The organism is Mycetocola saprophilus, from assembly GCF_000718085.1.
Lineage (GTDB): Bacteria > Actinomycetota > Actinomycetes > Actinomycetales > Microbacteriaceae > Mycetocola > Mycetocola saprophilus.
Window position 1 is genome coordinate 442,413 of sequence record NZ_JOEC01000001.1, and the last position, 26,653, is coordinate 469,065.

General features: G+C 66.2%; 25 protein-coding genes. 9 read left to right on the forward strand and 16 right to left on the reverse strand.

Annotated features, from left to right (window positions below; all coding sequences use genetic code 11):
• The first annotated feature begins 4 nt into the window (after positions 1-4).
• Entirely contained in the window at positions 5-298 is a 294-nt protein-coding gene (locus IE92_RS0101970) for a WXG100 family type VII secretion target (protein WP_030143201.1), read from the forward strand.
• A gap of 119 nt (positions 299-417) precedes the next feature.
• Positions 418-2,007 carry an ABC-F family ATP-binding cassette domain-containing protein gene (locus IE92_RS0101975; protein ID WP_030143202.1) on the forward strand — a complete coding sequence of 530 codons (1,590 nt, stop codon included), beginning with the start codon at positions 418-420 and terminating at the stop codon, positions 2,005-2,007.
• Positions 2,008-2,024: 17 nt separating this feature from the next.
• Here IE92_RS0101975 and IE92_RS18685 read toward each other — a convergent pair whose 3' ends face one another.
• The gene (locus IE92_RS18685) at positions 2,025-2,612 is read right to left on the reverse strand and encodes a hypothetical protein (protein WP_211250744.1); all 588 of its coding nucleotides are present in this window, start codon (positions 2,610-2,612) and stop codon (positions 2,025-2,027) included.
• Between the two features lie 278 nt (positions 2,613-2,890).
• On the opposite strand from IE92_RS18685, the gene IE92_RS0101985 reads away from it, so the two are divergent.
• The 4 genes from IE92_RS0101985 (at position 2,891) to IE92_RS0102000 (ending at position 6,086) form a co-directional block, all read left to right on the forward strand.
• Positions 2,891-3,124: a hypothetical protein gene (locus tag IE92_RS0101985; RefSeq protein ID WP_030143204.1), complete on the forward strand. Its 234-nt coding sequence runs from the start codon at positions 2,891-2,893 to the stop codon at positions 3,122-3,124.
• A gap of 109 nt (positions 3,125-3,233) precedes the next feature.
• Positions 3,234-3,500 carry a DUF7218 family protein gene (locus IE92_RS0101990; RefSeq protein ID WP_030143205.1) on the forward strand — a complete coding sequence of 89 codons (267 nt, stop codon included), beginning with the start codon at positions 3,234-3,236 and terminating at the stop codon, positions 3,498-3,500.
• A gap of 69 nt (positions 3,501-3,569) precedes the next feature.
• A complete protein-coding gene (locus IE92_RS0101995; RefSeq protein ID WP_030143206.1) occupies positions 3,570-4,445 on the forward strand; it encodes an SDR family oxidoreductase in 876 nt (291 codons plus the stop codon).
• A 174-nt stretch (positions 4,446-4,619) separates the two neighbouring features.
• Positions 4,620-6,086: an alanine/glycine:cation symporter family protein gene (locus IE92_RS0102000; protein ID WP_030143207.1), complete on the forward strand. Its 1,467-nt coding sequence runs from the start codon at positions 4,620-4,622 to the stop codon at positions 6,084-6,086.
• A 54-nt stretch (positions 6,087-6,140) separates the two neighbouring features.
• On the opposite strand, the gene IE92_RS0102005 is transcribed toward IE92_RS0102000, so the two are convergent.
• From IE92_RS0102005 to IE92_RS0102055, 11 genes are all read right to left on the reverse strand, one after another.
• Positions 6,141-7,469, reverse strand: coding sequence for a carboxylesterase family protein (locus IE92_RS0102005; RefSeq protein WP_030143208.1), 1,329 nt, complete (start codon positions 7,467-7,469; stop codon positions 6,141-6,143).
• A 289-nt stretch (positions 7,470-7,758) separates the two neighbouring features.
• A complete protein-coding gene (locus IE92_RS0102010; protein WP_051701487.1) occupies positions 7,759-10,734 on the reverse strand; it encodes a helix-turn-helix transcriptional regulator in 2,976 nt (991 codons plus the stop codon).
• 58 nt (positions 10,735-10,792) lie between these two features.
• Positions 10,793-10,957 carry a hypothetical protein gene (locus IE92_RS18095; RefSeq protein WP_156027366.1) on the reverse strand — a complete coding sequence of 55 codons (165 nt, stop codon included), beginning with the start codon at positions 10,955-10,957 and terminating at the stop codon, positions 10,793-10,795.
• Between the two features lie 234 nt (positions 10,958-11,191).
• Complete coding sequence (locus tag IE92_RS0102020) at positions 11,192-11,746, reverse strand: NUDIX hydrolase (protein WP_043321292.1); 555 nt, start codon at positions 11,744-11,746, stop codon at positions 11,192-11,194.
• Positions 11,747-11,938: 192 nt separating this feature from the next.
• The gene (locus tag IE92_RS0102025; RefSeq protein WP_051701488.1) at positions 11,939-12,787 is read right to left on the reverse strand and encodes a metallophosphoesterase family protein; all 849 of its coding nucleotides are present in this window, start codon (positions 12,785-12,787) and stop codon (positions 11,939-11,941) included.
• Complete coding sequence (locus IE92_RS0102030) at positions 12,784-13,635, reverse strand: Cof-type HAD-IIB family hydrolase (protein WP_162178477.1); 852 nt, start codon at positions 13,633-13,635, stop codon at positions 12,784-12,786. Before IE92_RS0102030 ends, IE92_RS0102025 begins: the two co-directional genes overlap by 4 nt.
• Positions 13,622-14,656, reverse strand: a complete 1,035-nt coding sequence (locus IE92_RS0102035; protein WP_043321294.1) for an ABC transporter ATP-binding protein — start codon at positions 14,654-14,656, stop codon at positions 13,622-13,624. The genes IE92_RS0102030 and IE92_RS0102035 overlap by 14 nt, the downstream gene beginning before the upstream one ends.
• Complete coding sequence (locus tag IE92_RS17075) at positions 14,656-15,942, reverse strand: extracellular solute-binding protein (protein WP_051701489.1); 1,287 nt, start codon at positions 15,940-15,942, stop codon at positions 14,656-14,658. Before IE92_RS17075 ends, IE92_RS0102035 begins: the two co-directional genes overlap by 1 nt.
• A 104-nt stretch (positions 15,943-16,046) precedes the next feature.
• A complete protein-coding gene (locus IE92_RS0102045; protein ID WP_030143214.1) occupies positions 16,047-16,859 on the reverse strand; it encodes a carbohydrate ABC transporter permease in 813 nt (270 codons plus the stop codon).
• Positions 16,856-17,737: a carbohydrate ABC transporter permease gene (locus tag IE92_RS0102050; protein ID WP_051701490.1), complete on the reverse strand. Its 882-nt coding sequence runs from the start codon at positions 17,735-17,737 to the stop codon at positions 16,856-16,858. The genes IE92_RS0102045 and IE92_RS0102050 overlap by 4 nt, the downstream gene beginning before the upstream one ends.
• Entirely contained in the window at positions 17,734-18,618 is an 885-nt protein-coding gene (locus IE92_RS0102055) for a MurR/RpiR family transcriptional regulator (RefSeq protein ID WP_051701491.1), read from the reverse strand. The genes IE92_RS0102050 and IE92_RS0102055 overlap by 4 nt, the downstream gene beginning before the upstream one ends.
• A gap of 157 nt (positions 18,619-18,775) precedes the next feature.
• Between IE92_RS0102055 and IE92_RS0102060 the strand changes: the two genes are divergently transcribed.
• A complete protein-coding gene (locus tag IE92_RS0102060; protein WP_043321295.1) occupies positions 18,776-19,516 on the forward strand; it encodes an MBL fold metallo-hydrolase in 741 nt (246 codons plus the stop codon).
• Positions 19,517-19,520: 4 nt separating this feature from the next.
• Here the strand turns inward: IE92_RS0102060 and IE92_RS0102065 are convergent, their stop codons facing one another.
• Positions 19,521-21,884 (reverse strand): ATP-binding cassette domain-containing protein, encoded by a 2,364-nt coding sequence (locus IE92_RS0102065; protein WP_030143218.1) that lies wholly within the window; start codon positions 21,882-21,884, stop codon positions 19,521-19,523.
• Between the two features lie 324 nt (positions 21,885-22,208).
• Between IE92_RS0102065 and IE92_RS18100 the strand changes: the two genes are divergently transcribed.
• Together IE92_RS18100 and IE92_RS0102075 are read left to right on the forward strand one after the other, a co-directional pair.
• Positions 22,209-22,946 (forward strand): hypothetical protein, encoded by a 738-nt coding sequence (locus tag IE92_RS18100; RefSeq protein ID WP_156027367.1) that lies wholly within the window; start codon positions 22,209-22,211, stop codon positions 22,944-22,946.
• Positions 22,947-23,032: 86 nt separating this feature from the next.
• Positions 23,033-23,614: a YdeI/OmpD-associated family protein gene (locus tag IE92_RS0102075; RefSeq protein ID WP_030143220.1), complete on the forward strand. Its 582-nt coding sequence runs from the start codon at positions 23,033-23,035 to the stop codon at positions 23,612-23,614.
• A gap of 146 nt (positions 23,615-23,760) precedes the next feature.
• Here the strand turns inward: IE92_RS0102075 and IE92_RS0102080 are convergent, their stop codons facing one another.
• From IE92_RS0102080 to IE92_RS0102090, 3 genes are read right to left on the reverse strand one after another with little or no spacing between them, the layout of a single operon-like run.
• Entirely contained in the window at positions 23,761-24,429 is a 669-nt protein-coding gene (locus tag IE92_RS0102080; protein ID WP_051701492.1) for an ABC transporter ATP-binding protein, read from the reverse strand.
• Positions 24,426-25,727, reverse strand: a complete 1,302-nt coding sequence (locus IE92_RS0102085) for a hypothetical protein (protein WP_162178478.1) — start codon at positions 25,725-25,727, stop codon at positions 24,426-24,428. The genes IE92_RS0102080 and IE92_RS0102085 overlap by 4 nt, the downstream gene beginning before the upstream one ends.
• Positions 25,694-26,626 (reverse strand): hypothetical protein, encoded by a 933-nt coding sequence (locus tag IE92_RS0102090; protein ID WP_030143223.1) that lies wholly within the window; start codon positions 26,624-26,626, stop codon positions 25,694-25,696. The genes IE92_RS0102085 and IE92_RS0102090 overlap by 34 nt, the downstream gene beginning before the upstream one ends.
• Positions 26,627-26,653 lie beyond the last annotated feature (27 nt).

The following is a 26,653-nucleotide window of genomic DNA, read 5'->3' on the forward strand; positions in this document are numbered from 1 at the left end:
CATCATGGAACTGACCAGCACCCCGGAAAAACTTCGGGAAATGAGTCACACTTTCACCGCCCAGGCGCGTGCATTGACGGGTGAACTCGCGACGCTGGACCGCGCGATCACCGAGCTCTCACAGTCCTGGCAGGGTGAGGCTCAGGTCGCCGCCCTGGCGATGTACAACCGGGTCCGCGCGCAGCTTCAGGCGCAGGTGGCCTCGCTCACCCATGCGGCCGCGGCCCTCGATCACCTAGCCGGTGCCTACGCGCGCGTTGATGCCGCCGGAGCCAAACTGATCCCGCACGAGGGATAGTCATCGCCGTGCGAGCCTGGATCGGGTAGCGGTCCGCGCGGATCGCCGGGTCACACGTCCCCCTCCACCTAAACTGGGTGTGGCGCAGGTTGTGCGTCCGCACCCCGAGGAGCACCCGCATGAGCCTGGTTCGGCTAAACGACGTCCACGTCCGCTATGAAAACGCACAGATCCTGCGGGAGGCGTTCCTCAAGCTGGACGCCGGGGATCGGATCGGTCTGATCGGTCGGAACGGCTCGGGAAAAACCACGCTGCTGAAGCTGATCCTCGAGCAGGTGCATCCCGACGCGGGGACCGTGACCCTGGATCCCGACATTAAGATCGGCTACTTCTCGCAGTTCTCCGAGCTGGACGGCACCGCGACGATCACCGAGGTCCTGGATGGCCTGTTCGGCCACGTACACGCGGTGGAGGCCGAACTGGCCGGGATCGACGCGTCCATCGCCGCCGATCCGATGGGTGATCTCGACGCCCTGATCGAGCGCCAGGCCGAACTCTTCGCCGAGATGGAACGCATCGACGGCTGGGACTACACCCGCAAGATCGAGCGTGCGCTGAGCGTGCTGGGCTTCTCCGAGGCCCACCGCAGTATCCCGATCGATTCGCTCTCCGGTGGTTGGCGCAACCGCGCGGCCCTGGCAAAGATTCTGCTCGAAGAGCCCGATGTGCTGCTGCTGGATGAGCCCACCAACTTCCTTGATGTGGCCGGTGTGGAGTGGCTGGAAACCTGGTTCCGCACCTTCCGCGGGGCGGCGATCATTGTCTCCCACGACCGCACGTTCCTCGACGCGGTGGCCACCCGTATCATCGAGGTCGAGAACTACCACCTGCACGAGTACGCGGGAAACTTCGCCGAATACGTGGTGCAGAAGCAGTTCCGGTTGAAGACCCTGGAACAGCAGTATCAGCATGAGGCCGAGCTGCTGGCGTTCGAGGCCGAGGGGATTGCCGACCGTCGCGAGGCCGCCAAAGCCGGCGGGAAGGGGCTGGGAAAGCAGCTCGCGGGGATCAAGAAGTCCCGCGCCCCGCGCCCGGTGGATGAGATCCTCACCGACATCTACGGGGGACTACACGTTAAGGATGTGCTGTGCCGGGTCGCCGACCTGAGCAAGTCCTACGGTGAGCGCACCCTGTTCCAGGATGTGGAGTTCGAGATTCGACGCGGCCACCGGATCGTGGTGATCGGGGCCAACGGTAGCGGAAAATCCACCCTGCTGAAGGTGCTCACCGGCGAGGAGAAGGCCGACCGTGGCGAGGCCGCCTGGGCCGGGGGCGTGCGCACCATCTCCTATAACCGGGTGCTGGATGAGCTTGACCCCGAGGACACCGTGGCTCACGCCGTCGGCGCGATGCCCGACAGCCTGGCGCTGCGCGCAACCCGCAAGTCGGTGGGCCGCTTCCTGACCATGTTCCAGTTCTCCGAGGCCGACCAGAAGAAGCGCATCCGCGAACTCTCCGGTGGTCAGCGGGCTCGCGTGGCGATGGCGCAGTGCCTGCTCTCGGGAGCCTCGGTGCTGCTGCTGGACGAGCCCACCAACCACCTGGACCTGGCCAGCACCCAGGTCATGGAGCGCGCGCTGATCCACTTCCCGGGTGCCGTGGTGGTGGTCAGCCACGACCGCTTCTTCACCGATAAGGTCGCCACCCGCATGCTGGTCTTTGGGGCCGAGGGCGCGGCACCGGGCGCGGTCGAGGTACGTTCGGCGTAGGTGCTCCCGATGCGGGCCTAGGTGCTGTGTCCGGGCAGCGGAGGAAGGTGCCCGGACGCAAACTGGGTGAGCACGAGGGGATAGCGATTCGGGTCCATCCGGTCCACCTCGGCGAGGAGAAGGGTCTGCTCGTTAAGCCGGTGCGAGTAATTTCCCAGCGTCGGAATCGTCACAATCTGGGTGAGCCCCGCGTCCCACGCCAAACCGAGGGCCGACGCCGCGAGGCGTTCGGGCGTGCTCTCCAGGGGGACTATGAGCCCCGTGGCAACCTCAGAATGTCGATCCTCTAGCCACTCCGAAAAGCGTGGTGTCAAACTCGCTTTCCACGGGCGCTGGGGACCGAAAATCGGACTGCGCGCGGTTGTGACGGCGTTTACGGCGTCATTCCACCAGTGTGGCCAGCGGTCCTCCCATCGGGCGGAGAACCGGTGAGTTCCTTCGGAACGAGGCGGCGTCACCAGGCAGCGCGGAGAATTGCCGCCGACATGGATTTCCCACGCTTCTCGGATCCACAGCAACTCCAAGAGCTCAATCGGGAGCGATTCCACCCGAATGAGCATGTCGGGTGGCCAGAGTGAGTGGGGGCTATCGTCAATTGCATTCATTAGGTGGGAGTCCCCTCAACTGACGGTGCTCTCGGCGGGTGAGGTCCGGCGAGCGTCGAACACGCGGGCCTCGGAGTTTTCGTGAGCCTACGCGATTTTGTGCTGAGTGTGTGCGGATCAAATTTGGACCTCAGCGACGTCTCAGGTAGGCACTTCCGGTGAATGTGCGCCGCCCCCTTGACCTCACACGTGTGATTGATAGCGTGGGGGGAACAGGAGGTGATCCAGACGGATCAACCCTGCGGCCCATCCGGGGCCTTGGAGTTGTTCCGTTTCTTATGAACACACATCCCACCAGCCCGCGCCGCGATAATCCCGACACCGGATCCGGCCCGGCAGAATCGAACAACCGCCACAACCCGCACGGCGGCGGACCCGACGGTCGGCCCGCCGAGCCCAACGAGCACGAACTCGCCGATGCCTTCGAGGAGGACGGACAGGAGCCAAGTCGCCGCCTGGGGGAACCCGAGCGCGATGATGACGACCTGACCTCGCTGGACGCACCGGACTAGACGCCGGCTGCCATCCGCACCCACACGGGCGCGATGAACCCCGTGTTTATCGCGCCCACCGGGCACCTCGACAGCAGTAAAGCAGCACCATCCATCCGGAGGGAGCACCATGCCGAATTCACCAACGCCGAGACTTCGCGATCCCGAACTGTACGACCGTCTGCGATCCGAGGGAAATTCGGAAGAGAAATCCGCGCGCATTTCCAATGCCGCCGCCCGGGATGGCCGCTCGGCCGTCGGCAAGCGCGGCGGCTCGGCCGACAACCTTGAGGATCGCACGGTTCCCGAACTGCGTAATCGTGCCCGCGAGCTGGGGTTGAGCGGCTACTCGGGCAAACGTAAAAACGAGCTGATCGCACTGCTGCGCGAGCACTAGACCACCGCAACCGCACCGAACCGGAGTACCCGGCACCGGCCGGGCACTCCCCGAGAAGGGAGCACCACCATGCCGAACACCGATCCCCGCGTGAAGTACCGCACCGACGCCTTTCCCACCCACGACACCACCCAACCCGGCCTCACCCACGAGATCGAACCCACCCCCGACCACGGCGAACTCACCTACCGTGGACACGGGCGCCTCGCCGGGCTCACCGCGCTGATTACCGGGGGAGACTCGGGAATCGGCCGCGCGGTCGCCATCGCCTACTCCCGAGAGGGTGCAAATATTGCCATCTCCTATCTTCCCGAGGAGCGTGCGGACGCCGAGGAAACCGCCGAACTGGTGCGCGCCACCGGGGTCAATGTGATTCTGCTCCCGGGAGATCTGCGCGAGGAGAGCTACTGTGCCTGGATCGTCGGGGAGACCGTCCGCGAGCTGGGCTCCCTCGACATCGTGGTCAACAACGCCGGCTATCAAAAGCATCGTCCCGGGGTCGAGAACCTCGAACGTGAGGAACTGGTCAGGGTGTGGGAAACCAACCTGTTGGCCGGGCTCCTGGTAACTCGTGCCGCGGTCCCCAGACTCCAGCCGGGAGCTAGCATCATCTTTACCGCCTCCATTCAGGGCTACGATCCCTCACCCTCGCTGATGGACTATGCGACCACCAAGGCGGGCTTGGTCTCCCTCACGGCCTCCCTGGCCGAGGAACTGGGGCCGCGGGGAATTCGGGTCAACGCGGTGGCCCCGGGGCCGATCTGGACCCCGCTCATCCCCGCCACCGGCTGGGGAGACGGGATCGCCGACTTCGGCCAGGATACGCCGCTGGGCCGGGCAGGACAGCCCGCAGAGGTTGCCGGTGCCTTCGTCTATCTCGCCTCCGAGGACGCCTCGTATACGTCGGGCGCGGTGCTCGCGGTGACCGGGGGTAAGCACCTCTAACGTCGCGCCGGAACGGGCCGCATCCATTCCTCGAACCGGTGCGGCCCACCCCGCACCCCTCGTGCGGAGCACGTAAATTACGGTCCCGATTTCGGGTGCAGACCGGACAGCGGGGCGTTTCAGGGGCGTCCGTCCGGTTTCGTGTGTGCGCCCATCTGTTGTAATACTGAACGGATGGACATTTTTAATGAGATAGCTCGCCTGGGTTCCGACGAGCTGTGGTCCTGGATCGTGGTGCCGGTTCTGATCGGCCTGGGCGTGTATTTCACCGCTCGCACCGGCGTCGTCCAGGTGCGCTGGATTCCCGAGATGTTCCGCACCCTCAAAGACAAGACCCCCACCAACGAGGACGGCACCCCGCAGTCCACCTCGGCGTTCCAGGCCTTCACCATCTCCGCCGCGTCACGCGTGGGTGTTGGGACGATCGCCGGCGTGGGGACCGCGATCGCGATCGGCGGCCCCGGTGCCGTGTTCTGGATGTGGGCGATGGCCCTGCTGGGTGGCGCGGCAAGCTTCGTGGAGTCCACCCTCGGTCAGCTGTATAAGGTGCGCGATCACGTCGGTTTCCGCGGCGGCCCCGCGTACTACATGATGTACGGGCTGCGCTCGCGCGGGCTGGGCATCGTGTTTGCGGTCATCATGATCGCCACGTTCCCCTTCGCGTTCTCCTCGCTGCAGGCCAACACCATCAGCGCCACCGTGACCAACAGCCTGCACGTGGACCTGCCCTGGCTGCCCGCCGCAATCGGCATTGTGGTGGCGATCCTCGCCTCCCTGGTGATCTTCGGCGGGGTGCGGCGGATCGCCACCGTATCCCAGTCGGTGGTCCCGCTGATGGCGCTGCTCTACCTGCTGGTGGGCCTCGTTGTGGTCGCCCTGAACATCACCCACCTGCCCGAGGTCTTCGGGATGATTTTCAGCCAGGCATTCGGGTTCACCTCGTTTGCCGGTGGTGGGCTGGGCGTCATCATCATGACCGGTATCAAGCGCGGCATGTTCTCCAACGAGGCGGGACTGGGATCCGCCCCCAACGCCGGTGCCACCGCCGCGGTCACCCACCCGGTCAAGCAGGGCCTGGTGCAGACCCTGGGTGTGTACTTCGACACCTTCCTGGTGTGCACCGTGACCGCGTTTATCATCCTGGTCGCCAACCCCAACCTGGAGGGTGCCCGGCCCGGAATCGCGCTCACCCAACAGGCGATGGTGGAAAACCTCGGCTCCTGGTCAAACATTCTGCTCACGGTGATCATCTTCCTGCTCGCGTTCACCTCGATCCTCGGCAACTACTACTACGGCGAGGCCAACATCGAGTTCATCACCTCGAGCGCGCGGGTGCTGCTGTCCTACCGGGTGCTGGTGATCCTGGCCGTATTGGTGGGATCGATCGCCTCGGCGGATCTGATCTGGAACCTTGCCGACGGCATCATGGGCATCATGGCGCTCATCAACCTGGTGTCCATCGCGCTGCTCTCGGGGGTGGCCTTCAAGCTGATGAAGGACTACGCCGACCAGCGCCGGGCGGGCCTGGATCCGGTCTTCACCCGGGATCGACTGCCGGAGATTCGCGGCATCTCCTGTTGGCAGGACGAGGCCAGCGTGACCGGTACGATCACCCTGCCGAAAACTCCCGTGAGTGACTAGACGCTCCGCACACCACAAGACCTCGGACGGTTTCGTTCGGGGTCTTTGTGCGCCCTAGACGCGGGTGTAGCTCAGGATTCCGGGCAGTTCGCCGTCCTCGCCGAGGTCGTCGCCGCGGGCAAACGCGCCCCAGACTCGGCGGACCCGACGCGCGGCGGCCTCGATCTCGGACCAGGTGGCCCCGGTGAGGATGCCCGCGGTGACCCAGGCCTGTTGATCGCCGAAGAGGAGCGGCAGGTCGATCGTGTGCGCCGAACCCAGGGGGTTACCCGGCGCGCTCCAGGAGATCACATAGTGGTGGGCCCGGCCGCCGGCGGCCACATGGCGTCGGGCAAACGAACGCGATTCTTTGCCGTATACGCGGCGGGTCAGGGCGTTTGTGGCCGCCTTCGCGAGGAGCGGACCCATCACCGGAGTTGTTACGGCTCGGGCCAGCTTGGGGAGTGCCGCGATAAACAGCCGGGTTTCCTCGGCCGTATGACCCACCAGGACCTCGATGTTCGGGGCCGTGGAGTCCCAGGCCGCCTCGATGTCCTCCTCGGCGGGCAGCGGATCCAGGCCGTACTGGCAGCCGAATGCCATTCCGCCGCGGAGTCCGAAGCCGCGGCCCACCTCGACCACTTCCGGCTGGCGGGCCATCAGCTCGGCGAGCGGGGTCTCGGGGGAGAGGCTCCGGGCGGCCTCGAAGAGGGCGCGACTCATCTCCAGGCGGTGGTGTCGGATGCCGAACGGGGCGCTCTGCAGGATGGCCCGGGAAAACAGCTCGGGGGCCTCGGGCAGGGTCATCACGTGGGCGATCGCATCGGCCCCGGCTGACTGCCCAAACGCGGTGATACGGCCGGTATCCCCGCCGAAGGCCGCGATGTTGCGGCGGACCCAGCGCAGCGCGGTGATGATGTCCAGCAGACCCAGGTTTGCCGGGCGGTCGGGATCCCCATCGGGGTCGCCGAGGAAACCGAGGATGCCCAGGCGGTAGGTCACGGTCACCACGATCACGCGCTGCTCGGCCACCAGCGGCCGCGGGTCCATGACCGCGATATCGCCGCAGCCGGTGAGATAGGAGCCGCCGTGGATCCACACCATGACCGGGACGTGCTCGCCGGGCAGCAGGTCCATCGGCATCGTGATCGAGAGGCGCTGGCAGTCCTCATCCTGAACGCCCGGATTCGCGCCCGCTCCCAGCACCTCGGTCAGCGCCGGAGAGGGGAACTGGGGGCTGGCCGGAGCGGGCGTCTCGGCGAGGAAGGGTTCGATGTGATCCGCGACCGGAACCGGGGCGGCGAACCGGGATGCGGTGGCGTAGCGGATTCCCCGGGCGCGGATCACGTCATCATCGACGACCGCGGTGATCGGGCCACAGGGCGGGGTGAAATCGAGAATCAACGGGACCTCCGGAGTCGTGATGCCGGTCAGGTGACACCTACACCTTAGAACCCGGATCCGCTCGGCGGGGGAAGGCGCGCAGCGTCCGGGACGGCATTCCCGCGCGCCGGTCATGGGTCGGGCGGTGACCCGCGGGACGCTGCCGGGCCGGTGACGGGTCGGGCGGTGTCCCTTCGGACGCTGCCGGGCCGGTGCCGGGTCGGGCGGTGACCCGCGGGACGCTGCCGGGCCGGTGACGGGTCGGGCGGTGTCCCTTCGGACGCTGCCGGGCCGGGCCGGGCGGCCTCGGCTAGCCCAGGAGTCCCGCCGCCCCCGCATGAACCGCGGCCTCGGTCCGCGAGGCGACCCCGAGCTTACGCAGGATCGCCGAGACGTGCACGCTCGCGGTTTTGGTGCTGATGAAGAGGCGCTCGCCGATCTGACGGTTGTTCAGCCCCTCGGCGATCAGGGTCAGGACCTGGCGTTCGCGCGCGGTCAGCTCGTCGGTTTCCCGGGTGCGGCGCACCCGCGTGTGTCCGTCCACCGCCAGGCCGCCGCGATGGGCGGACTCGAGCGCGTGCTGCTCCAGGATGTGGGCACCGAGTGCTCGGGCCTCGGAGACGGCGCAATCCAGGGCCTGCTGGGCACCGGCACGGTCGCCGTGTTCCAGCAGTACCGTGCCCAGGCGCAGCTGCGCATAGGGCAGGTAGCGGGCGGGCGCGGCCGGCGAATCGGTGGCTGCAACCAGGGCGCGCCAGGCGGCCACGTTCTCCCCGGTCCCGCCGGGCTCGCCCAGCTCCGCCTCAAATGCGGCGACCCAAAACTTCGTGGTGGGCCAGGACTCATAGGCGGGCAACAGCGTGCGCCACGCCCGTTCCTGACGATCCAGTTCGGCCTCGGAGATGCCCTCGGGCAGGATGCGATGCGGGTTCAGCGAAACCCCGTGTTCGGCGCGCTGACGCAGCTCCTCCCGAATACAGGCCAACACCCGGGCGGCGATGGGAAGGAGGGGAAGATCGTAGCCGGGGATCGGGCGATGCCGCGCATCCCGCAGCACGTCCAGGCTGGCCCAGGCTTCGCGCAGATCCCCGGTGGACAGCGACACCTGGGCGACCGCCGCGGCCACCGTAAAGCGCGAGTGCAGCTCCTGGCTGCCGATCAGATCCAGCTGGGGTCGCCAGCGTGCCAGCAGCGCGGCGGCACGCTCGGGGTCGCCGCGCCACAGCACCAGCAGGATCTTCGAGGTGCGCAGATACACCGAGTAGGCCAGCGCCGGGCGCAGTGCCAGGGTGTCCTCGATGATGGTGTGCGCCTCGTCCCACAGCCCCATGGCCAGCAGCGGATCCACCGCGTTGGACGCCAGGACCAGGCCCGAGCTGCGCTCCATGCCCACGGCCTTGGCATCGCGCACCCCGGCCAGGGCCAGCTCGGTGGAGAGCGCATAGTGTCCCAGCCGGAAGTGCACATCGGAGGCCGCCACCCGGTAGCGCAGCAGCGTCTCGGCATCCCCGGCGGCGACCTCCTCGGCGCGGGCAAACAGGGCAAGACCCTCCTCGATGTCACCGCACATGACCCGGGCGGTCCCCGCGTAGCCGGCGGCCGCCGACAGCGCATAGGGGGAACCCGCCTCGGTGGCCGAGGCCATTGCCCGTTCGGCGTAGTCGCGCGCCCGATCCAGGTTGCCCGCGCTCAGTTCCTCGCCGGCCAGATCGTTGAGAACCAGGGCGTGCAGCCGGGGTTCGGTTCCCGCCGGCAGCAGCGACAGCGCCTCCTCAAGCGGTGCCCGGGTGCCCGGACGTCCGAGCCGGGACAGGTGCTGGGAGTGGGTGCGCAGCAGCTTGGCGCGCAGGGTGTCGGAGGGGATGGTGGGATCGTTCAGGGCGTGGTCCACCAGGACCGCCGAACGCTCCAGATCGCCCGCATCGTTCAGCGCGCAGGCGGTTTGATACATCAGTTCCAGGCGCGAGATATCGGCCCCGGTTTCGGGATCCTCCACCTGATCCCACAGCTCCAGTAGCCGCTCGCCAAACTGGGCCACGGCCACATACCCCGAGGCCGTGTAGGCGTTATCCATCGCCCGCTTGGTGGCCGGGAAGGCGCGCGGAAAATTTCGGGCGGACATCCAGTGGTTGGACACCTCGGCCCAGGCGGTGACCTCGGTGCCCAGCGCCTCGATCGCCTCGGCGAAGGCCGTGTGGAACCGGATTCGCTCACCCGGCAGCAGGTCGGCGTAGATGGCCTCGCGCACGAGCGCGTGACGGAAGGTGTAGTAGCGCTCATCGGCCACCAGCACGTTGGCCCCGACGGCCTCGCGGGCGGCGGCATCCAGGGCATCCGCCCCGCCCTCGAACACGGCGCTCACCAGGCGGTGATCCACCCGGACGCCGCCCACCGAGAGTACCCGCAGCAGGAGCTGGGTCGTCGGGTCGAGTCGATCGTAGCGGCCCAGGAGCAGCGCGCGCAGGGTGTCGGGTAGGTCCTCGGCGGTGCCGGTTTCGGCGATGCCGACCAGCTCCTCGACAAAAAACGGCACGCCCTCGGAGCGCTCGTAGACGCGTTCCAGGTCGCCGCGGTCGGGGGTCGTGCCGAGGATACCCACGACCTGTTCACCCACCTGATCCAGGGAGAGCCGGGTGAGTTCGTGGCGCTGGACGCGGCGGGTGCGATCCAGCTCGCCGAGGAAGGCGCGCAGCGGGTGTCCGCGCGGGACATCGTCGCTGCGGTAGCTCAGCAGGAGCAGGATCCGGTCGTGCACCAGGGCGCGCACCAGGAATCCCAGCAGCTGCAGGGTGGCCCCATCGGCCCAGTGTAGATCCTCCACCACGAGCACCAGGGGACGATCCAGCGAGAGCGTCTCGAACATCAGCGTGAGGGTTTCGTGCAGACGGCCGGCGCCGCGCGCATCGTGATCGTAGGAGTCCTCGGGCGTACTGGCCACCGGACCCAGCGAGGGCAGCAGTGAGGCCAGGGTGTCGAGTCCGGAACCGGCGGCATCACGTATCGCATCGGGTCCACACTGGGAGCGCAAAGACTTGAGCAGGCCGGTGATCGGGGAGTACGGCGCGGGCACCGAGCCCTGATCCACCGCCTGTCCGCGCAGCACCAGGGCACCCGGACGCACCTCGTTGATGAACTCGGTCAGCAGCCGGGTCTTCCCGATTCCCGCCTCCCCGCCCACCACGACGGTGCGGGTGTCTCCGGCGGCAGCCTCGGCAAAGAGCTCGCGCAGGAGCGCGAGGTCTTCGCCGCGGCCGATCAGGCGCGCGCTGGTTGCGGGTACACTCACCTCACTATCGTGCCACGACTCGGGCCGGGCAAGATAGCGGGAGCGCCCGGGCGCGGGCCTAGTGCTCACCGCAGGCGGCGGGGGCGGATCCGTCGGCGGTGCGTGCTCGACGCTGTGCCGCACGTCGTTCCTGTACCACCCGCTCGCGCTCGAGCCGAATGATGAGCTGGCGCTCCTGGAAGCGTCGGGCCTCAGATGAACCGAATTCCCACTGCCCAAACATGATGTGTCCTCCTTGAATGACCACCGGAAGGGGGATCTTCCGGCGATAACTCAAGCATCCGCGCTGAGGTGGGGGTCTTGCCTCGGGCAGGTGCCCTATCTTCCGCGTGGGAGGAGCCTAGGGCACCGTGCTTATCTGAGGTGGTGGGGCGGCGGGGTCGGAGTCGGCAGGGGATCGCCGGTATCGGGGGTGGGGTGCGAGAACTGCAGCGGTTGGGACGGGGAGGCGGTGGGGTTAGAGGGCGAGGAATCCGGCGATGCGGCGGGGGATCGAGGGGGCCGAGTTCTCCGGCAGCGCGTCCACCGGCCACCAGCGCAGGTCCTCGGACTCGTCGCTCACCGCCAGGGTGGCACCGGGATCCACGGTGACCGCGACCCCGATGTCCAGGTGCGAGCGGCACACCCCGAAGCGGGTGGAGAGCTCGTGATGATCGAGGTCGTAGCCGAGGACCGGGGTGTCCGGATCCGGGGTGGTCCCGGTTTCCTCGGTGAGCTCACGCAGCGCGGCGGCCTGGAGCGAGGCATCGCCGTCGTCGAGGTGGCCGCCGGGCTGCACCCAGAACTGTCCCTTGGTGTGGAACACCAGCAGGGTCTGGGTGCGGTCGGGGCTGAAGACGAAGCAGGAGCCGGTGATGTGGCTGGGGCCGTCCTCGCGCAGCAGCGGTGCCGGATCCAGGGCCAGATAGCGAGCGAAATCGGCGTGGGCTGCGGCATCCGAGGTGCGGGCGGTGCTCGGGTCGGCGAGGATCGCCAGGGCCGAGGCGTGCAGGGCGGGGCGGGTGCTGGTCATGGGAACCTCGGTTCGGTTGAGACGATCCGGTGGGTCGTCGGGACGGTCGTTCTGGTGCGGGCGGGCATCGTGGTCGGGATGAGGGCCGGCTGTGGGTGAGCCGAGCTGTGCTGGGTTGAATTGAACTGCGCTGAGTTGAACTGAACTGCGCTGGAGCCGAGCCGGGTTGCGCCGTGCTGTGGGCTGGGGCACTCACGCCGCGCCGGTGGCCGTGAGCGCGGGAACCTCCTGGTCCACGCGCAGGGCACCGTTCTCCAGCGTATAGCGCAGCCAGCCCGGCCGCTGGTCCCCGAGGGCCGCGGTCATATCGGAGCGCTCGGGAATCGCCCCGGTGAGGCTGGGGGCGGTGATCCCGCGAAACCCGGATACCGTCCAGTCCAGGTGGCGGTGGGTGTGGCCGGCGCACACGGCGACCGGTCGATACGGGGCAAGGAGCGCCGCCAACCGGGACGAGGCTGCCGAGGGAATCGACATCCAGCTGTCGGATTCGGCCGCGGATTCGCGCCGGGTTTCGGGCCGTGCATCCAGCGACTCGTGGCTGAACACCAGCAGCGGCCTCGCTGACACCGCGGGCAGCGCGACCCGCTCCAGCCACTCCCACTGCCGCCGCTCGGCGGGCAGCCCCGACCCGAGAATCTGCGCGTTGATGCCCAGCAGCACCCATCCCTCCAGCTCACGCATCCAGAACGACGGCCCCCAGAGCGCCTCCCAGGCGAGCACCCGGGCCTCGGACACCAGGGTCCCGTGCCAGTCGGCGGGGAGCCCCGCGCGAATCGCGTGATCGCCCACATCGTGGTTGCCCGGAACCACCAGCACCGGGGCGTCGAGGGCGGTGATGCGGGCGTGGGCGAGGGCGCGGTCGGTGGGATCATCCGGATCATCCACAACCAGGTCACCGGTGATGATCACCAGGTCGGGGCGGTCCCGGGAAACCGACGCGTGTAGGTGCGCCCAGGCGGTTTCGGCCGCGTGGGCACGCCGGTCGCCGCCGGAGTGGCCGAGGTGGGGATCGGAGACGTGGAACAGGGTGGGGAGGGTCATGAGTTCTTTTCGAAACGGGGAAGCGGGGTGGCGTTGTCCTGGCCCAGCAGGGCGCGCAGGGCACGGGCGACGCCGTGATTCATGTTGGTATCGGTGACGCGGTCGGCGGCCTGCCGGACCTCGGGCGTCGCATTGCCCATCGCGATGCCGAGGCCCGCGGCGCGCAGCAGCGGCAGGTCGTTGTGTTCGTCGCCGAAGGCTACGACCCGGGCGAGGGAGTGTCCGAGGGATTCGGCCCAGACCCGGGCGGCATCGGCCTTGGTGACCCGGGCCGGTGAGATCTCCACCACCCCGCCGAGGGAGTCGGTGACCGCGTAGGTGTCGCCGATCTCCCCACGGATCGCCTCGATCAGGTCCCGAGGAAGCCCGTCGCCCGGTGCCAGCACCAGCTGGTGGGCGGGGGATTCGGGCAGCGCGCGCACCCGATCGGGGTGCGGATCCCGGAGGACCCCGCCGCGCTCGGCCAGTTCCAGCAGCCGCCGGTCGCTGCCAAACTCGGTGCCCGATTCCCAGCCGAATCCGGCGTCCGGATACCGGGCGCGCAGGTGGGTGATCAGCGCCGCGAGCTCGCTCGGGGCCAGGGCGTCCTCGTGCAGGATTCGCGTTCCGTCGGGGGAGAGGATCGCCGCGCCATTGGACACGATGACCGCATCAAACAGCGCCAGCGTCTCGGGATCGATGACCGCCCGGATCAGCCTGAACGGCCGGGCCGAGGCGATCGCCAGGGCCATGCCGTGCTCGCGGGCGAGAACCAGTGCCGCAACCGTTTCCGGGGCAACCCTTTTCTGATCGGTGAGCAGGGTGCCGTCCAAATCGCTGACCAGCAGTGGAAAACTAGGCTGCAACACGCACCCCACTCTCGGTATCGAATCGGTGGAGATTGGCGGCGCGGGCCACCATCGTGATCTCCTCGTGCAGGGGGAGGGCGGCATCCACCCGGGCACGCCAGAGGGTGTTCCCGGCGCGCAGGTGCAGGATGCGGTCGGTGCCCAGCAGCTCGGCGAACTCGACCCGTCCCTCGATGCGCAGGTCCCCGGGCTCGGCAGCGACCCGGTCGGCGGGGAGGAAGTGCTCGGGGCGGACCCCGAGCGTGATGCCCGCCCCGGCACCGGTTTCCGATGCGGGTGCCGGGGCGAGGTTCATGTTGCCCAGGAAGGCGGCCACATAGGTGGTTTCCGGAACTCGGAAGACCTCCTCGGGGGTGCCCTGCTGCTCGATGTGGCCGCCGCGCATCACCACCACGCGGTCGGACATCGTCATGGCCTCGGTCTGATCATGGGTCACGTAGAGCATGGTCGAGCCGATCCGGCGCTGCATGGCCACCAGCTCGGCGCGCATCTCGATGCGCAGCTGAGCATCCAGGTTGGAGAGCGGCTCATCCATCAGCAGGATCTCGGGATCGCGGGCCAGTGCCCGGGCGATCCCCACGCGCTGGCGCTGCCCGCCGGAGAGCTGGGCGGGCAGCCGATCCATCACGTGATCGATGTGCAGCAGCCTCGCCGCGGCCAGGGACCGGGTGTGCCGCTGGGCAATGGGGACCCCCGCCATTTTGAGGGGGAACTCGATGTTTTTGCCCACGGTTTTAGCTGGATACAGCCCATAATTTTGGAACACCATTGCGACCCCGCGGCGGGAGGGATGCACCGAGGTGACGTCGCGCTCGCCGATGTGCACGCTGCCACCGGTGGCGCTTTCCAGGCCCGCGACGATGCGCAGCAGGGTGGTTTTGCCGCAGCCTGACTCCCCGAGGATCGTGGTGATCTGCCCGGCCGGGGCGGTCAGCGTCACCTCGTTCAGGATGCGGGTGGAGGCGCGCTTTGCCCCCTCGAAGGTCTTTTCGACCGCGCGGATGTGTACCGGGGCGCTCACTAGCGGGCCGCCAGAATCTGCTCGGTCTGGGTCTGCAGGTCCTTGGCCGCGGCCTTGCCATCCTGATCGCCGCGGAGCACCTTGAGCTGGGTGTCGGTGTAGAGCTTGGAGTACTCGGCGTTGGCGGTGCCGGGCAGTGAGATCCACGGCACGGTCTTCTGGTCGCGCACGGCGGCCCAGCCGGGGTTGGCCGCATAGACCGGGGCGAGCTGCTTGGGGTCGGTGATGGTGCTGGTCAGCAGCGGGATGGTCGCGGTCTTGGTCACGGTCTCGGTGACCGCCTCGGGGGTCAGCAGGCTCCGCAGCGCGGTGCAGACGGCCTTCTGGCGGGAGGGATCCTTGGTCGTGATCACGAAGCCGTTGGTCGAGGTGGTGGCCACGGCCTTGCCGCCGTCGGCCGCGGGGACCGGGGCGATGCGGATGTCGGCGTTGCCATTAGCCTTGAGCGCCGGGTAGCCCGAGGCCGAGGTGACGATCATGCCCAGCTTGCCCGAGGCGAAGGCCTCGTTGGCGTCGGCGAAGAAGTTGGTGTAAACCGGCGAGCTGCCGTCCTTGGCCATGGCCGCGAAGGTGTCAAACACGCTGGCCGCGGCCGGGGTGTTCACGGTGAGCTTCTTGGACGCCGGGGCGTAGACCTGGGACCCGAGCGAGGCGAGGTAGGACTGGAAGTTGAAGTCGTTGCCGAAGTAGGCGGTGCCGCCGGCCGCGCCGGTGGCCGCGATGGCCTTCGCCGCGGCGTGGAACTCGGCCAGCGTGGTGGGCGGGGTGTTGGGGTCCAGGCCCGCCTGGGTGAACAGCTTGGCGTTGTAGAACAGCGCGTTGGGGGTTACATACCAGGGCACCTGATAGACGTGCTTATTGACGGTGATCCCCGAAATAAGGTCCTTGTTGAGTCCGGATTCGGCGGCGAGGCAGGCGTCGGCGGGCTGGGCCACCCCGGCGTCGATCAGGGTTTGGTAGGTCGCATTGGTGACCCGCACGGCGTCGGGGCCGTGGCCGGCCGCGATATCCACCAGCGCCTTCTGCGCGGTGTCCACATCGGAGTCGGCGGTGAGGTTCAGGGTGACCTTGGCGGTGCTGGCGGAGGCGTTGTAGCGGTCGAAGATCCCGCGCAGCAGGTCACCGTTCTGGGCCGACTGGCCCGAGACGATCGTCACATCGGCCACGGGGGTGGTCGAGGCCGAGGCATCCGGGGTCGCGGCGGCCGAGCAACCGGCCAGCAGGGTAATCCCGGCGAGGGAGGCCGCCAGGGCGAGGGTGCGGGTGGGCGTCGGCCGCGTGAACATGCGTCGAGCGGATGCCGAACGCGAAGGGGAGGGGCGGGAGGGGGAGAAGCGAGACATTTTATTCCTTAGTAAGGGCACAGCAGGGGGTGGGGAGGGCGGCTGCGTTAGCCGGCCTGGCCGGCGAGGGCCAGACCGCGAATGAACTGTCGTTGAGCAAAGAGGAAGGCAATCAGGAGCGGGAGGACCGAGAGGGTGGCCATCGCCATCTGGGGGCCGTAGGCGGTGACCGCATCGGAGTTGATGAACTGCACCACCCCGAACGGGATCGTGGCGGAGGAGGAGTCGGAGAGGACAAAGGAGGGCCAGAAGTAGGCGTTCCAGGCCGAGGTGATGGTGAAGACCCCGAGCGAGAGCAGGGCCGGGCGGCTCGCGGGAATCACGATCTGGATCAGCGTGGCCAGGGTGCCCGCACCATCCAGGGTCGCCGCATCAAACATCGATCCGGGCAGGGCCAGGAAGAACTGGCGCAGCAGGAAGATCGCGAAGGCCGAACCGACAAAGGGGAGGATCAGCGCGGGCAGGGTGTTGATCAGGCCGACCTGGCGGAAGATCAGGTAGATCGGGATCGCCAACACCTGGAACGGGATCAGGATCAGCAGCCCCAGCAGCCACACGGTGATGTTACGCCCGCGATAGCGCAGCCGGGCCATCGCGAAGGCCGCGGGCACACACACCAGCAGTTGGAGCGCGAAGGTGGCCAGGCACACGATCAGCGAGTTGAGATAGTAGGTGCCCAGCGGCACCTGCTGGGCGACCGTCTGGAAGTTTTCCAGTGTCGGATGGGCGAGGTAGCGTCCGGCGAGAATATCGGCGGTCGGGGTGAAGGCCGAGGCGAGCATCAGGATAATCGGGGCGAGCATGTAGACGCCGCCGAGGGCGAGCAGCAGGTGGCGGACAATCTGGCCAAGAACCCTCATCGGGACCCTCCATTTTCCAGGCGGCGAGCATAGCCGGTGCGCTGGATCGCGGTCACCGCGACCGAGAGCACCAGCAGGGCGAGGGAGAGGACCGCGGCGCGGCCGATATCGAAGTAGTGCACACCCCGGTTCCAGATCGCGAAGGTCAGGGTTTCGGTCGAACCGAGCGGTCCGCCCTGGGTCATCGCGGCGATCACGTCGTAGGCCTGAAGAGCCGAGCCCGCGGTCATGATGAACACAAAGATCGTGGTGGGTCCAAGCGCCGGCCAGGTCACGTGCCAGAAGCGGTTCCAGCCGCCCGCGCCGTCGAGCGAGGCGCTGTCGTACTGGTCCTGCGGGAGGGTACCGAGGGCTGCCAGGTAGAGGATCGCGACCAGACCAATCTGGTGCCAGTTGCCCACCACGGTGATCGCGGCGAGTGCCAGATTGGGATCGGAGAGCCAGTCGTGGATCCCCAGGATCGGGGCGATCACCGTGTCCACGACCCCGGTGTCGGCGCGGAACATCCAACGCCAGACCGAGGACATCGCGACCAGCGTGGTGGCGACCGGCAGGAAGTAGAGGCTGCGCCAGAATCCCTGTCCGCGGCGCAGGCCGTGGATCAGCAGCGCCACCAGCAGGCCGCCGACCATCGAGGGGCCGATGGTGAAGACCGCGTACAGCAGCGTGTTGCGCAGGGCCCGGGCGAACTCGGGGTGCGGGATCTCGGTGGCGAAGTTCGTCCCGCCGACAAATGAGGACGTCCCGGTCACCAGGTTGAGGTTGAAAAAGGCCAACACCAGCACGATGACCAGCGGCGCGGCAACAAACAGGACCAGGCAGATCGTGGCCGGGGCCAGCAGCAGGTGCGGGGTGAGCCGGGCGGTGCGGGTGCTCACAGCAGGTCCCGTTCGATCCGGTCGCCGATGAGTTCAAGTCGGGCCCGATACCCGGCCGGATCGGTGTTTGTCAGCGCGATCAGCAGCGCGTCGATCGTGGCCAGATACGCCAGTCGGCTGCCCCAGGCGTCCATGCCCGAGCGGGCGGTGGTGCCACCCACCACGAGCGCGATGTCGGCGAGCTCGGCCAGCGGGGTGCGGGCGAACGAGGTGATCGCGATCACGCTGGCCCCGGCGGCCTTGGCTTCCCGGGCGACCTCGACCACGTGCGGATAGGTGCCGCCGTGCAGGATCGCCACACACACGTCCCCGGGGCCGAGCTGTTGGGCGCGGATCCACTGGATCTGCGCGTCGGTGGGGGCATCGGCGGGGTGGCCGAGGTGGGTCAGCCGGAAGGCCAGGTCCTCGGCGACGGGACTCGTGAGGGCGGCCCCCACGGCGATCGTGTGCCGGGCACCGGAGAGTGCCCGGATGGCGCCGGCGAACGCCTCGGGATCCACCGAGTCGGCGATCGATCCCACCGCGTGCTGGGCGAGGGCTGCGACCCCGCGCAGGGTTTCGGCGGGGCTGTCGGTGGGGGACAGGGCGGGAACCGTATCGAGGGAAGGCTCGGCCACCGCCAGCGCGATCGCGAGTTCCTGATAGCCGCCAAACCCGACGTTGCGGGCGAAGCGGATGACCGTGGTCGCCGAGGTGTCGGCCCGGCTGCCCAGCTGGGAGGCGGTGGAGCCGATGACGGCCCGGGGATCGGCGAGGACCACCTCGGCGACGCGGCGTTCACTGGCGACCAGGGTGCCGAGTGCGGCGCGGATCAGGGCCACCGCGCGGGCACCGGGGGCGGTGCCGAGGTCGGGACTCGGATCGGGGGAGGAAGTGTTCATGACGCCAGGCTAGGAGCGGATTCTTAACGACGTATTGCCATAACCTAACCAATCGTTAACGTGTTACGGCATAACAAACTTCACTCGCCCCGTCACGTGATTACATAACAAATAGTGGCTCATCTGACTTTCAGCTACCCCGTGAGAGCATGGCGCTATGTCGACGTCGCGCCCGGAAAACCCCGCCCACGCCCGCATTACCCTGGTCGCCCCCGGTGTCCACTTCGTGGAGGGCCCCGCCTCCAACTGGGTGGTGCTCACCGATGGGGACACCGTCACGCTGGTGGACACCGGTTATCCGGCCGACCTGGCCGCGGTGGAACACTCGCTGGAGGCCTGTGCCCCCGGTGCGCGCCTGACCACGGTGCTGATCACCCACGGCCACTCCGACCACATCGGAACCCTGCCCGAGTTGGCCAAGAAGCATGCTCCGAGGGTGCTGGCCGCGGCCGAGGAGATTCCCAATATTCGGCGTGAGGAGTTGCATCAGATCGGGATCGGCGACATCCTGCCGCGCCTGGCCAAACCGCGCTATGCCCGCTGGACCCTGCATGCGATCCGGGCCGGCGGGCTCGCCCCGATCGAGGTACGCGAGGTCGAGCCGGTCGAGCCCGGCGTCGCCCTGACCCTGGGCGGACACACGGTGATTCCCCGGCTCACCCCCGGACATACGCCCGGCCACCTGGTGTTTGCGCTGCCCGATGCGAACGCCCTGATTACCGGTGACGCGCTGATCACCGCGCACCCCACCGTCTCGACCCGGGGTCCCCAGGCCCTCGGCGATATCTGGCACTGGGACGCCCCGGCCGCCCGCCGGGTGTTTGCCGAGCTGGCCGAGGAAACCTGTGATCGGCTAATCATCCTGCCCGGGCACGGACCCTCGCACTTCCCCGCGTAGCGGGCTAGGCCCCCACGTAGGTGGCCAGGTGCTCGCCGGTCAGGGTCGAGCGCGCGGCCACCAGGTCGGCGGGGGTGCCCTCGAACACGATCGATCCACCGTCGTGGCCGGCGCCCGGGCCCACGTCGATGATCCAGTCGGCGTGGGCCATCACGGCCTGGTGGTGCTCGATCACGATCACGGACTTGCCGGACTCGACCAGGCGATCCAGCAGCCCCAGCAGGGCCTGGACATCGGCCAGATGCAGACCGGTGGTGGGCTCGTCCAGCACATAGACGTCGCCGTCCTCGGCCATCTGCACGGCGAGCTTGAGTCGCTGGCGCTCGCCGCCGGAGAGGGTCGTGAGCGGCTGTCCCAGGCTGATGTAGCCGATGCCCACATCCACCAGCCGGTCGAGGATCTTGAGGGCCGCCGGGGTGCGTGCCTCGCCCTCGGCAAAGAAGGCGGCGGCCTCGGCGATGGGCATCGCCAGCACCTCGGCAATGTTTTTGCCCCCGAGGGTGAAGTCCAGCACCTCGGCGAGGAATCGCTTGCCCCCGCAGACCTCACAGGTGCTGGCGACGCTGGCCATCATGCCCAGATCGGTATAGATCACGCCGGCACCATTACAGGTGGGGCAGGCCCCCTCGGAGTTGGCGCTGAACAGCGCGGGCTTGACTCCGTTGGCCTTGGCAAATGCCTTGCGGATCGGCTCCAGCAGGCCGGTATAGGTCGCGGGGTTCGAGCGTCGCGATCCCCGAATCGCGCCCTGATCCACGGTGACCACCCCGGCATCCCGAGGGATCGAGCCGTGGATCAGCGAGCTCTTGCCCGAGCCGGCCACGCCGGTGATTACGGTGAGAATGCCCAGCGGAATATCCACATCCACGTTTTTGAGGTTGTGGGTGTTCGCCCCGCGAATCGCCAGCGCCCCGGTGGATGTCCGCACCGATTCCTTGAGGTGCGCGCGGTCATCCAGGTGGTGTCCGGTGAGGGTGTCGCTCGCGCGCAGCCCCTCGACCGTTCCGGTGAAGCAGATCTCACCGCCGGCGCTGCCCGCCCGCGGACCCATGTCCACCACGTGGTCGGCAATCGCGATGGTCTCGGGCTTATGCTCCACCACGATCACCGTGTTGCCCTTATCGCGCAGGCGCAGCAGCAGGGTGTTCATCCGGGCGATATCGTGCGGGTGCAGGCCGATGGTGGGCTCATCGAAGATGTAGGTCACGTCGGTCAGCGAGGATCCCAGGTGGCGAATCATCTTGGTGCGCTGCGCCTCACCGCCGGAGAGGGTGCCCGCCGGACGATCCAGGGTCAGATAGCCCAGGCCGATCTCCACAAACGAATCCAGCGCGCCGCCCAGGGTTTCCAGCAGCGGGGCGACGCTCGGGTCGTCCAGCCCGCGTACCCACTCGGCGAGGTCGCTGATCTGCATCGCGCAGGCATCGGCAATGTTGATCCCGGCGATCTTCGAGGACCGCGCGCCCTCGTTCAGGCGCGTGCCCAGGCAGTCGGGGCACGTGGTGAAGGTCACCGCCCGGTCCACAAACGCGCGGATATGCGGCTGCATCGCCTCGCGGTCCTTGCTGAGCATGGACTTGCGGAGCTTGGGGATCAGCCCCTCATACGTCATGTTGATGTCGCCGATCTTGACCTTCACCGGATCCTTATAGAGGAACGCGGTCATCTCCTTCTCGGTGAACTCGCGGATCGGCTTATCCGGGCTGAAGAAGCCCGAACCGGTGAAGATCTTGACGCCCCAGCCATCGGCCGTATAGCCGGGGATGGTGAGGGCACCCTCGTTGAGGGACTTGGAGTCGTCAAAGAGCTGGGTCAGGTCGAGGTCGTTGACCTTGCCCATGCCCTCACAGCGCGGGCACATGCCGCCGGTCACCGAGAACTCGCGGCGCTCCTTGACGGTGCGACCCTCCTTCTGGATGGTGACCGCGCCGGCCCCGGACACCGAGGGCACGTTGAAGGCGAAGGCCTGCGGGGAGCCGATGTGGGGCTGACCCAGGCGGCTGAACAGGATGCGCAGCATCGGGGTCGCGTCGGTTGCGGTGCCCACGGTGGAGCGCGAGTTGGATCCCATTCGCTCCTGATCCACGATGATCGCGGTGGTGATCCCCGAGAGCACATCCACATCGGGGCGGCCCACGCTGGGCATGAATCCCTGCAGGAACGCGCTGTAGGTCTCGTTAATCATGCGCTGTGATTCGGCGGCGATGGTCCCAAAAACCAGCGAGCTCTTCCCCGAGCCTGACACCCCGGTAAACACGGTGAGGCGGCGCTTGGGGATGTCGACGCTCACGTCTTTGAGGTTGTTTTCGCGGGCCCCGATGACCCGGATCAGATCGTGGCTGTCTGCTGCGTGGGGGACGGTGCTCATGGGGTGCCTTCCGAACGGGATCACATGCACCGCGCGCAGTCGCCAGCGAAACGCGCGGTATCTTTCGATTGTGATGGTCCGCGGGTCTGCTGTCCAGCCGGTGTCGCGCGGGCGTGGGTTCGAAGCCGCCCCGGACAAGAAAAACCCCCTGGCCGTAATCCGGAGATTCGGCGAGGGGATCCTTCAAACCATTTGACGAGGGACCTTGTCCTCGTATGCCTTCAAATTATCATGGGTTCTCACCCCGCGGGTAGATTTCGCCAATTTGTCCGCTACCTGTCCGCAACTTGACGTGCAGAGCCCCCTCCGCCTCATACTTGCCTCATGCTGCCCGAAACGAAATTCGCGACCATTGTCGGCGGCCTCCACCCTGCCCGATTCGATCCCTATCTGGTGGCGGCCGATGGGCATCCGCATCGTGCTCTCGAACTGTATCTTTGGAACGTCCAGCTTGCGGGTGCCTGGCACGAGACGCTCGCACTCACCGAGGTGTTTCTTCGGAACCGGATTGATCGCGAGCTACGGATCTGGAACGTGAGCCGGCCTCCCTCTGGCCCGGAACCGCCCTTCACGGAGCTCTGGACGGAACGTGCCGCACGTCCGCTCAACACGATTCTGCGTGTACCGCTGGATCGGGCCGTACGAAATGCGGTGCGCTCGCGCAATCGGCGGGGACCCGATCATCCACGCGGACGTGCCCCCATCGATCATAATGATCTGGTTTCACAACTCACTTTTGGAGTTTTTGTCAATTTGCTCTCGGCGCGAAATGCGGACTCTCGAAACTCTCTGCAGCGCGACATTCTCTGGAGGGAAGCTCTCTCATCGGGGTTTCCACACCGCGGAAGTGGAGCGACCGATGGTCGCGCTCTTGGTACACAGGCCACCCGCCTGCACGCGCTGCGCAACCGGGTCGCGCATGCCGAGCCACTGCTTGATGTGCGCTCGGATCGGCGGCTTCGGGATGTGGGGCGGCTGCTGGCGAGTATGGATCCACGGTTTGCCGGCTGGGTCACCGGTGGGTCCCGGGTGCAGGACGTCCTGAAGCAACGACCCGGGTGAGTGTCCGATCCCGGCGAGCCACCCGACCGGCAAATGGATTCGGTTTGCCCCATCGAAATGTCGCCCGGGACGACTAGCCTGGGGGCATGAAGACGGAATCCACACCCCCGGGCCCCGACGGACAGCTCATCGTAGCGGACGTGATCGCCTGGCGAGCCTGGCTGGATGCCAATGAGGAGGTTTCCGACGGGGTCTGGCTACACCTGGCCAAGAAGGGAACCGTGGAACCCACCACCCTCACCTACGGCCAGGCGCTCGAGGAGGCGCTGTGTAGCGGATGGATCGACGGCCAGAAGCGCTCCTTTAACGAGGCGACCTTCCTCCAGCGATTCACCCCGCGCCGTCGGGCCTCGATGTGGTCGGCACGCAACGTGGGCATCATCGCCGAACTGGATGCGGCCGGTCGCATCCGCCCGCGCGGTCACGCCGAGGTGGCAGCTGCCCGCGCCGATGGGCGTTGGGATCGGGCGTATGCGGGCTCGGCCGACGTGGAGATTCCCGAGGCCCTGGCCTTGGCGCTCGCCGCCGACCCGGTTCTCGCCCAGGCGTTTGAGGGTCTCAGCGCCTCGGCGAGGTATTCGATCCTGCACCCGCTGATCACCGCTGCCACCCAAAAAACCCGCGACGCCCGCCTCGCCCGCGCCCTGGCAAAGCTCGCCGAGGGCTAGGGGCGGCCCAACACACGTCAACCGCCGATTCTGTGTTGTCGATGGGTGATCACCGCATTAACCGCGGACCGATCGTTCGCATCCGCAGATAAAAGCTCGGATTCAGCGACGGGCGTTCTCAACTCTTCAGATCGGCCATGTGGAGTTTATGGAACCTGAACGAGTCGATTGCCTTCAATGATGAGACGACGATCGCAGAATTCTGCGACCCTGGCACTGTGCGTGGCGATAACGAATCTGGCTCCTGCTGACCCCAGGGTCTTGAAGAGCTCGAGTACTTCGGTTTCGGTCTTTTCATCGAGAGCGCCCGTGGGTTCATCGGCAAGCACGAGAGAGGGCTCCTTCACGATCGCTCGTGCAATGGCCACTCGCTGGCTCTCCCCACCGGACAGCTTAGAGATACGCTTTCGATCGAACCCTTCAAGCCCGACCGCGGCAAGAGCTTGGCGCGCGATGGTATCAGCTTCCTTATGCCCGGGAATGGCCATTTTGACGTTTCGAAGCACGGTAAAGTCATCGATCAGGTCATACCGCTGCGTAACCATACCGATGTTCTTCCGGCGGTAGTCCGCCATCGTATCCGGCTTCGGGAGGAGCGTGCGATCACGATGCAGGTACTGCCCCTGATAACTCACATCTAGGCCGGCCAGGATCCTCAGCAGTGAGCTCTTGCCGCTTCCGCTTCGACCGATCAGGGCTACCGAGCGTTCGCTTTCAGAGAGGTGAAAATTCAAATCCTCAAAAAGGTGCCGCGTTTGGCCGTTTGGTTCCGTCACAACCTTTGAGATGTCGCGCAACTCAACGATGTTTGTCATGCAGTTTTTCCTCCTGTGCCCAATATTGTTGTTTTGACCAGACGCTGCTGCCAAATGGCATCCAATAGGAAAAGCACAAAGACGCCGGCGGTGATGAGCAATCCGCTCGTTGAGTCCTGGTTTGGCAATCGTTGAATGAGAAAAACGAGGGCAACGGCGATGGCAGCGTATTCGATGACTGTTGTGGCCAGCGCGGTGCCACTCAGCGCAGACCCTCTGCGACCCAACATCCAGAGAGCGCGGACACGCTGACTTCGCCGACGGTGATTAAATCGGGTGAGTGCAACGATCGCAACAATCGAACCGATGATCAGTGCGATCTCGATCGTCACGAGCAGACCGAGGTTATCGAGGATCAGGTTTCTCACAAGGGCGAACTGGGTAATGTATGACGGCACGTTAATCAGTGCGTATGCGTCAAAGCCTGACTGATTCCCTGCGGTCGCGAGAGTGGACAACACGACATCCGGACTCGTTCCGGTATCCACAGCAACATTCGCATTGATCATCGCGAATGCCAGAATGCCGTAAAAGTATGCCTCGGTCTCAGGGAAGTGCTCAATACTCTGCGGGTACGGGATCAGGACGTAATCGTCCAAATAAAAGTTGAGATCGTTCTGATAGAACATGGAGGAGTTGGGTTCCAAGAATCCGACTACTTCAAAGCGCGCGACGCGAGAGTAGAGATTCCCTGTGAGGCGATCGCCAATCTCATAAACACCACGATAGTTCGAACCGAGCAGTACCGGGGTGGACGGGTTTGAATAATCGATGCTCTCCCAGTCAAAAGCCTTGCCTGCCGCGTCGGTGAGGTTGTAGAACTCGAATGCTGCCTGATTCATTTGCATCGATTTGACATTCACGGCCACACCGCCAAGACTCTCGTCCAGGTGTGGCCCCTGTAGCGCCATTTCGGTCCCATAGCCATATTCGAACGTTTCGCCACCTTCAAAATTTACGATGGGAAGGTTTTGATCAAACGCCGACAGTACCTCCAACGATCTATCCGACTGCAGGTTGTCGTAGAAGCGTGCAATTTTCCTGATGTTATCTGACGAGGAACGGTACTGCTCGAATGCATCGGGATCGGTCAAATGATCCGAAAGCCCGTAGAGGTCAGCCGCCGCGGAGTCGGAGAAGCTTCGGTTTACGGCGTCGCGTGTTGATTGAGTGAACGACACGAGGTTATAGGCGGTCACACCCAGGAACGCGACGATCAATACCTTGGTCACGGTCGACAAGAGTGTTCCACGGAAGTTTTCAATTAGCCCCATGAGTGCCTCTTCCAGAGGAGCCATGCGCTGGCAACGGTGAAAACTCCTGCGATGAGCGTTGCCGGCGCGAGCGTATTCAGAAGGAGCGCGCCGGTCGATTGCATCGGCCCCGACAGCACGGTGGCCGTTCCAAAGATCAGCAGTAGGGGCAGCGTCATCCACAGAAGTAACCGGACAACGCTGCGGATTAGAATGTGAAGCCGTCGAGCCCCAAGTTGAAAAAGAACGACATTCAGTCGTCGACTTTGGGAGGCCGCGAGAAGGCCGGTGGCGATGGCGCCCAAAACCGTCAAAATCCAACCGAATCGCAGCAGAACTGGCGAGACAAAATCGATGTTGGTTCGACGGTCGGTTCCTCCACCCGCTGCCGCAGCGGGGGCGGGTTCTAGCCGTTCAAGCACGGCGTCATCTATGTTTGAACCGTCGACGATCATCCGCGAGGCTGCGGTGTCATCGAACAGTCCGGGGCCCTGGAGGAGCACGGTGCGTGAGACAAGGCTGTTTGCATGAAGCCCAAGGTAACCAACAACCGGGTACAAAATGCCCTGAAACTCGTATGTCGTTACGCCCTGATCTTGATTCACCTTCACATCAGCACCAACGAGTGCCGCTCGTACGTCCCCAGCCTGCAACTGCCTACCCGAGTGAAGGGGAAGCGGATCGGGATGGCCCGTTTCGATAACCGTTCGAACCGACGTGTCCCCTGGAAGCTCTTGGAAGATCCGCGCACTGGTCCCAGATCGCGCCAATAGTGATTCGAGCTCAGCTCCGGTTGTGCTCACGGAGATACTGCGGCTGGAATAGAGATTGTTTCCCTCCAGGGACAGGGCACGCTGGGTTTGATCGTAGAGCCCAAGCGCAACACTCAAGATTGAAAACAGCGTCACAAGAAGGACGATAAATAGAAGACTTCGAGCGTTCATGGTGGCTTTCAATGATCAACCGATAAG

What these genes read in the sequence shown, in the direction of transcription:
- IE92_RS0102075 (WP_030143220.1), top strand. Translation starts at nt 23,033, where the DNA reads ATGAAGACGGAATCCACACCCCCGGGCCCCGACGGACAGCTCATCGTA.
- IE92_RS0101975 (WP_030143202.1), top strand. Translation starts at nt 418, where the DNA reads ATGAGCCTGGTTCGGCTAAACGACGTCCACGTCCGCTATGAAAACGCA.
- IE92_RS0102060 (WP_043321295.1), top strand. Translation starts at nt 18,776, where the DNA reads ATGTCGACGTCGCGCCCGGAAAACCCCGCCCACGCCCGCATTACCCTG.
- IE92_RS0102080 (WP_051701492.1), bottom strand. Translation starts at nt 24,429, where the DNA reads ATGACAAACATCGTTGAGTTGCGCGACATCTCAAAGGTTGTGACGGAA.
- IE92_RS0102000 (WP_030143207.1), top strand. Translation starts at nt 4,620, where the DNA reads ATGGACATTTTTAATGAGATAGCTCGCCTGGGTTCCGACGAGCTGTGG.
- IE92_RS0101990 (WP_030143205.1), top strand. Translation starts at nt 3,234, where the DNA reads ATGCCGAATTCACCAACGCCGAGACTTCGCGATCCCGAACTGTACGAC.
- IE92_RS0101985 (WP_030143204.1), top strand. Translation starts at nt 2,891, where the DNA reads ATGAACACACATCCCACCAGCCCGCGCCGCGATAATCCCGACACCGGA.
- IE92_RS0102085 (WP_162178478.1), bottom strand. Translation starts at nt 25,727, where the DNA reads ATGGCTCCTCTGGAAGAGGCACTCATGGGGCTAATTGAAAACTTCCGT.
- IE92_RS17075 (WP_051701489.1), bottom strand. Translation starts at nt 15,942, where the DNA reads ATGTTCACGCGGCCGACGCCCACCCGCACCCTCGCCCTGGCGGCCTCC.
- IE92_RS0101995 (WP_030143206.1), top strand. Translation starts at nt 3,570, where the DNA reads ATGCCGAACACCGATCCCCGCGTGAAGTACCGCACCGACGCCTTTCCC.
- IE92_RS0102090 (WP_030143223.1), bottom strand. Translation starts at nt 26,626, where the DNA reads ATGAACGCTCGAAGTCTTCTATTTATCGTCCTTCTTGTGACGCTGTTT.
- IE92_RS0102020 (WP_043321292.1), bottom strand. Translation starts at nt 11,746, where the DNA reads ATGACCAGCACCCGCCCCGCCCTGCACGCCTCGGCCCTGGCGATCCTC.
- IE92_RS0101970 (WP_030143201.1), top strand. Translation starts at nt 5, where the DNA reads ATGGAACTGACCAGCACCCCGGAAAAACTTCGGGAAATGAGTCACACT.
- IE92_RS18095 (WP_156027366.1), bottom strand. Translation starts at nt 10,957, where the DNA reads ATGTTTGGGCAGTGGGAATTCGGTTCATCTGAGGCCCGACGCTTCCAG.
- IE92_RS0102055 (WP_051701491.1), bottom strand. Translation starts at nt 18,618, where the DNA reads ATGAACACTTCCTCCCCCGATCCGAGTCCCGACCTCGGCACCGCCCCC.
- IE92_RS0102025 (WP_051701488.1), bottom strand. Translation starts at nt 12,787, where the DNA reads ATGACCCTCCCCACCCTGTTCCACGTCTCCGATCCCCACCTCGGCCAC.
- IE92_RS0102065 (WP_030143218.1), bottom strand. Translation starts at nt 21,884, where the DNA reads ATGAGCACCGTCCCCCACGCAGCAGACAGCCACGATCTGATCCGGGTC.
- IE92_RS0102045 (WP_030143214.1), bottom strand. Translation starts at nt 16,859, where the DNA reads ATGAGGGTTCTTGGCCAGATTGTCCGCCACCTGCTGCTCGCCCTCGGC.
- IE92_RS18685 (WP_211250744.1), bottom strand. Translation starts at nt 2,612, where the DNA reads ATGAATGCAATTGACGATAGCCCCCACTCACTCTGGCCACCCGACATG.
- IE92_RS18100 (WP_156027367.1), top strand. Translation starts at nt 22,209, where the DNA reads ATGCTGCCCGAAACGAAATTCGCGACCATTGTCGGCGGCCTCCACCCT.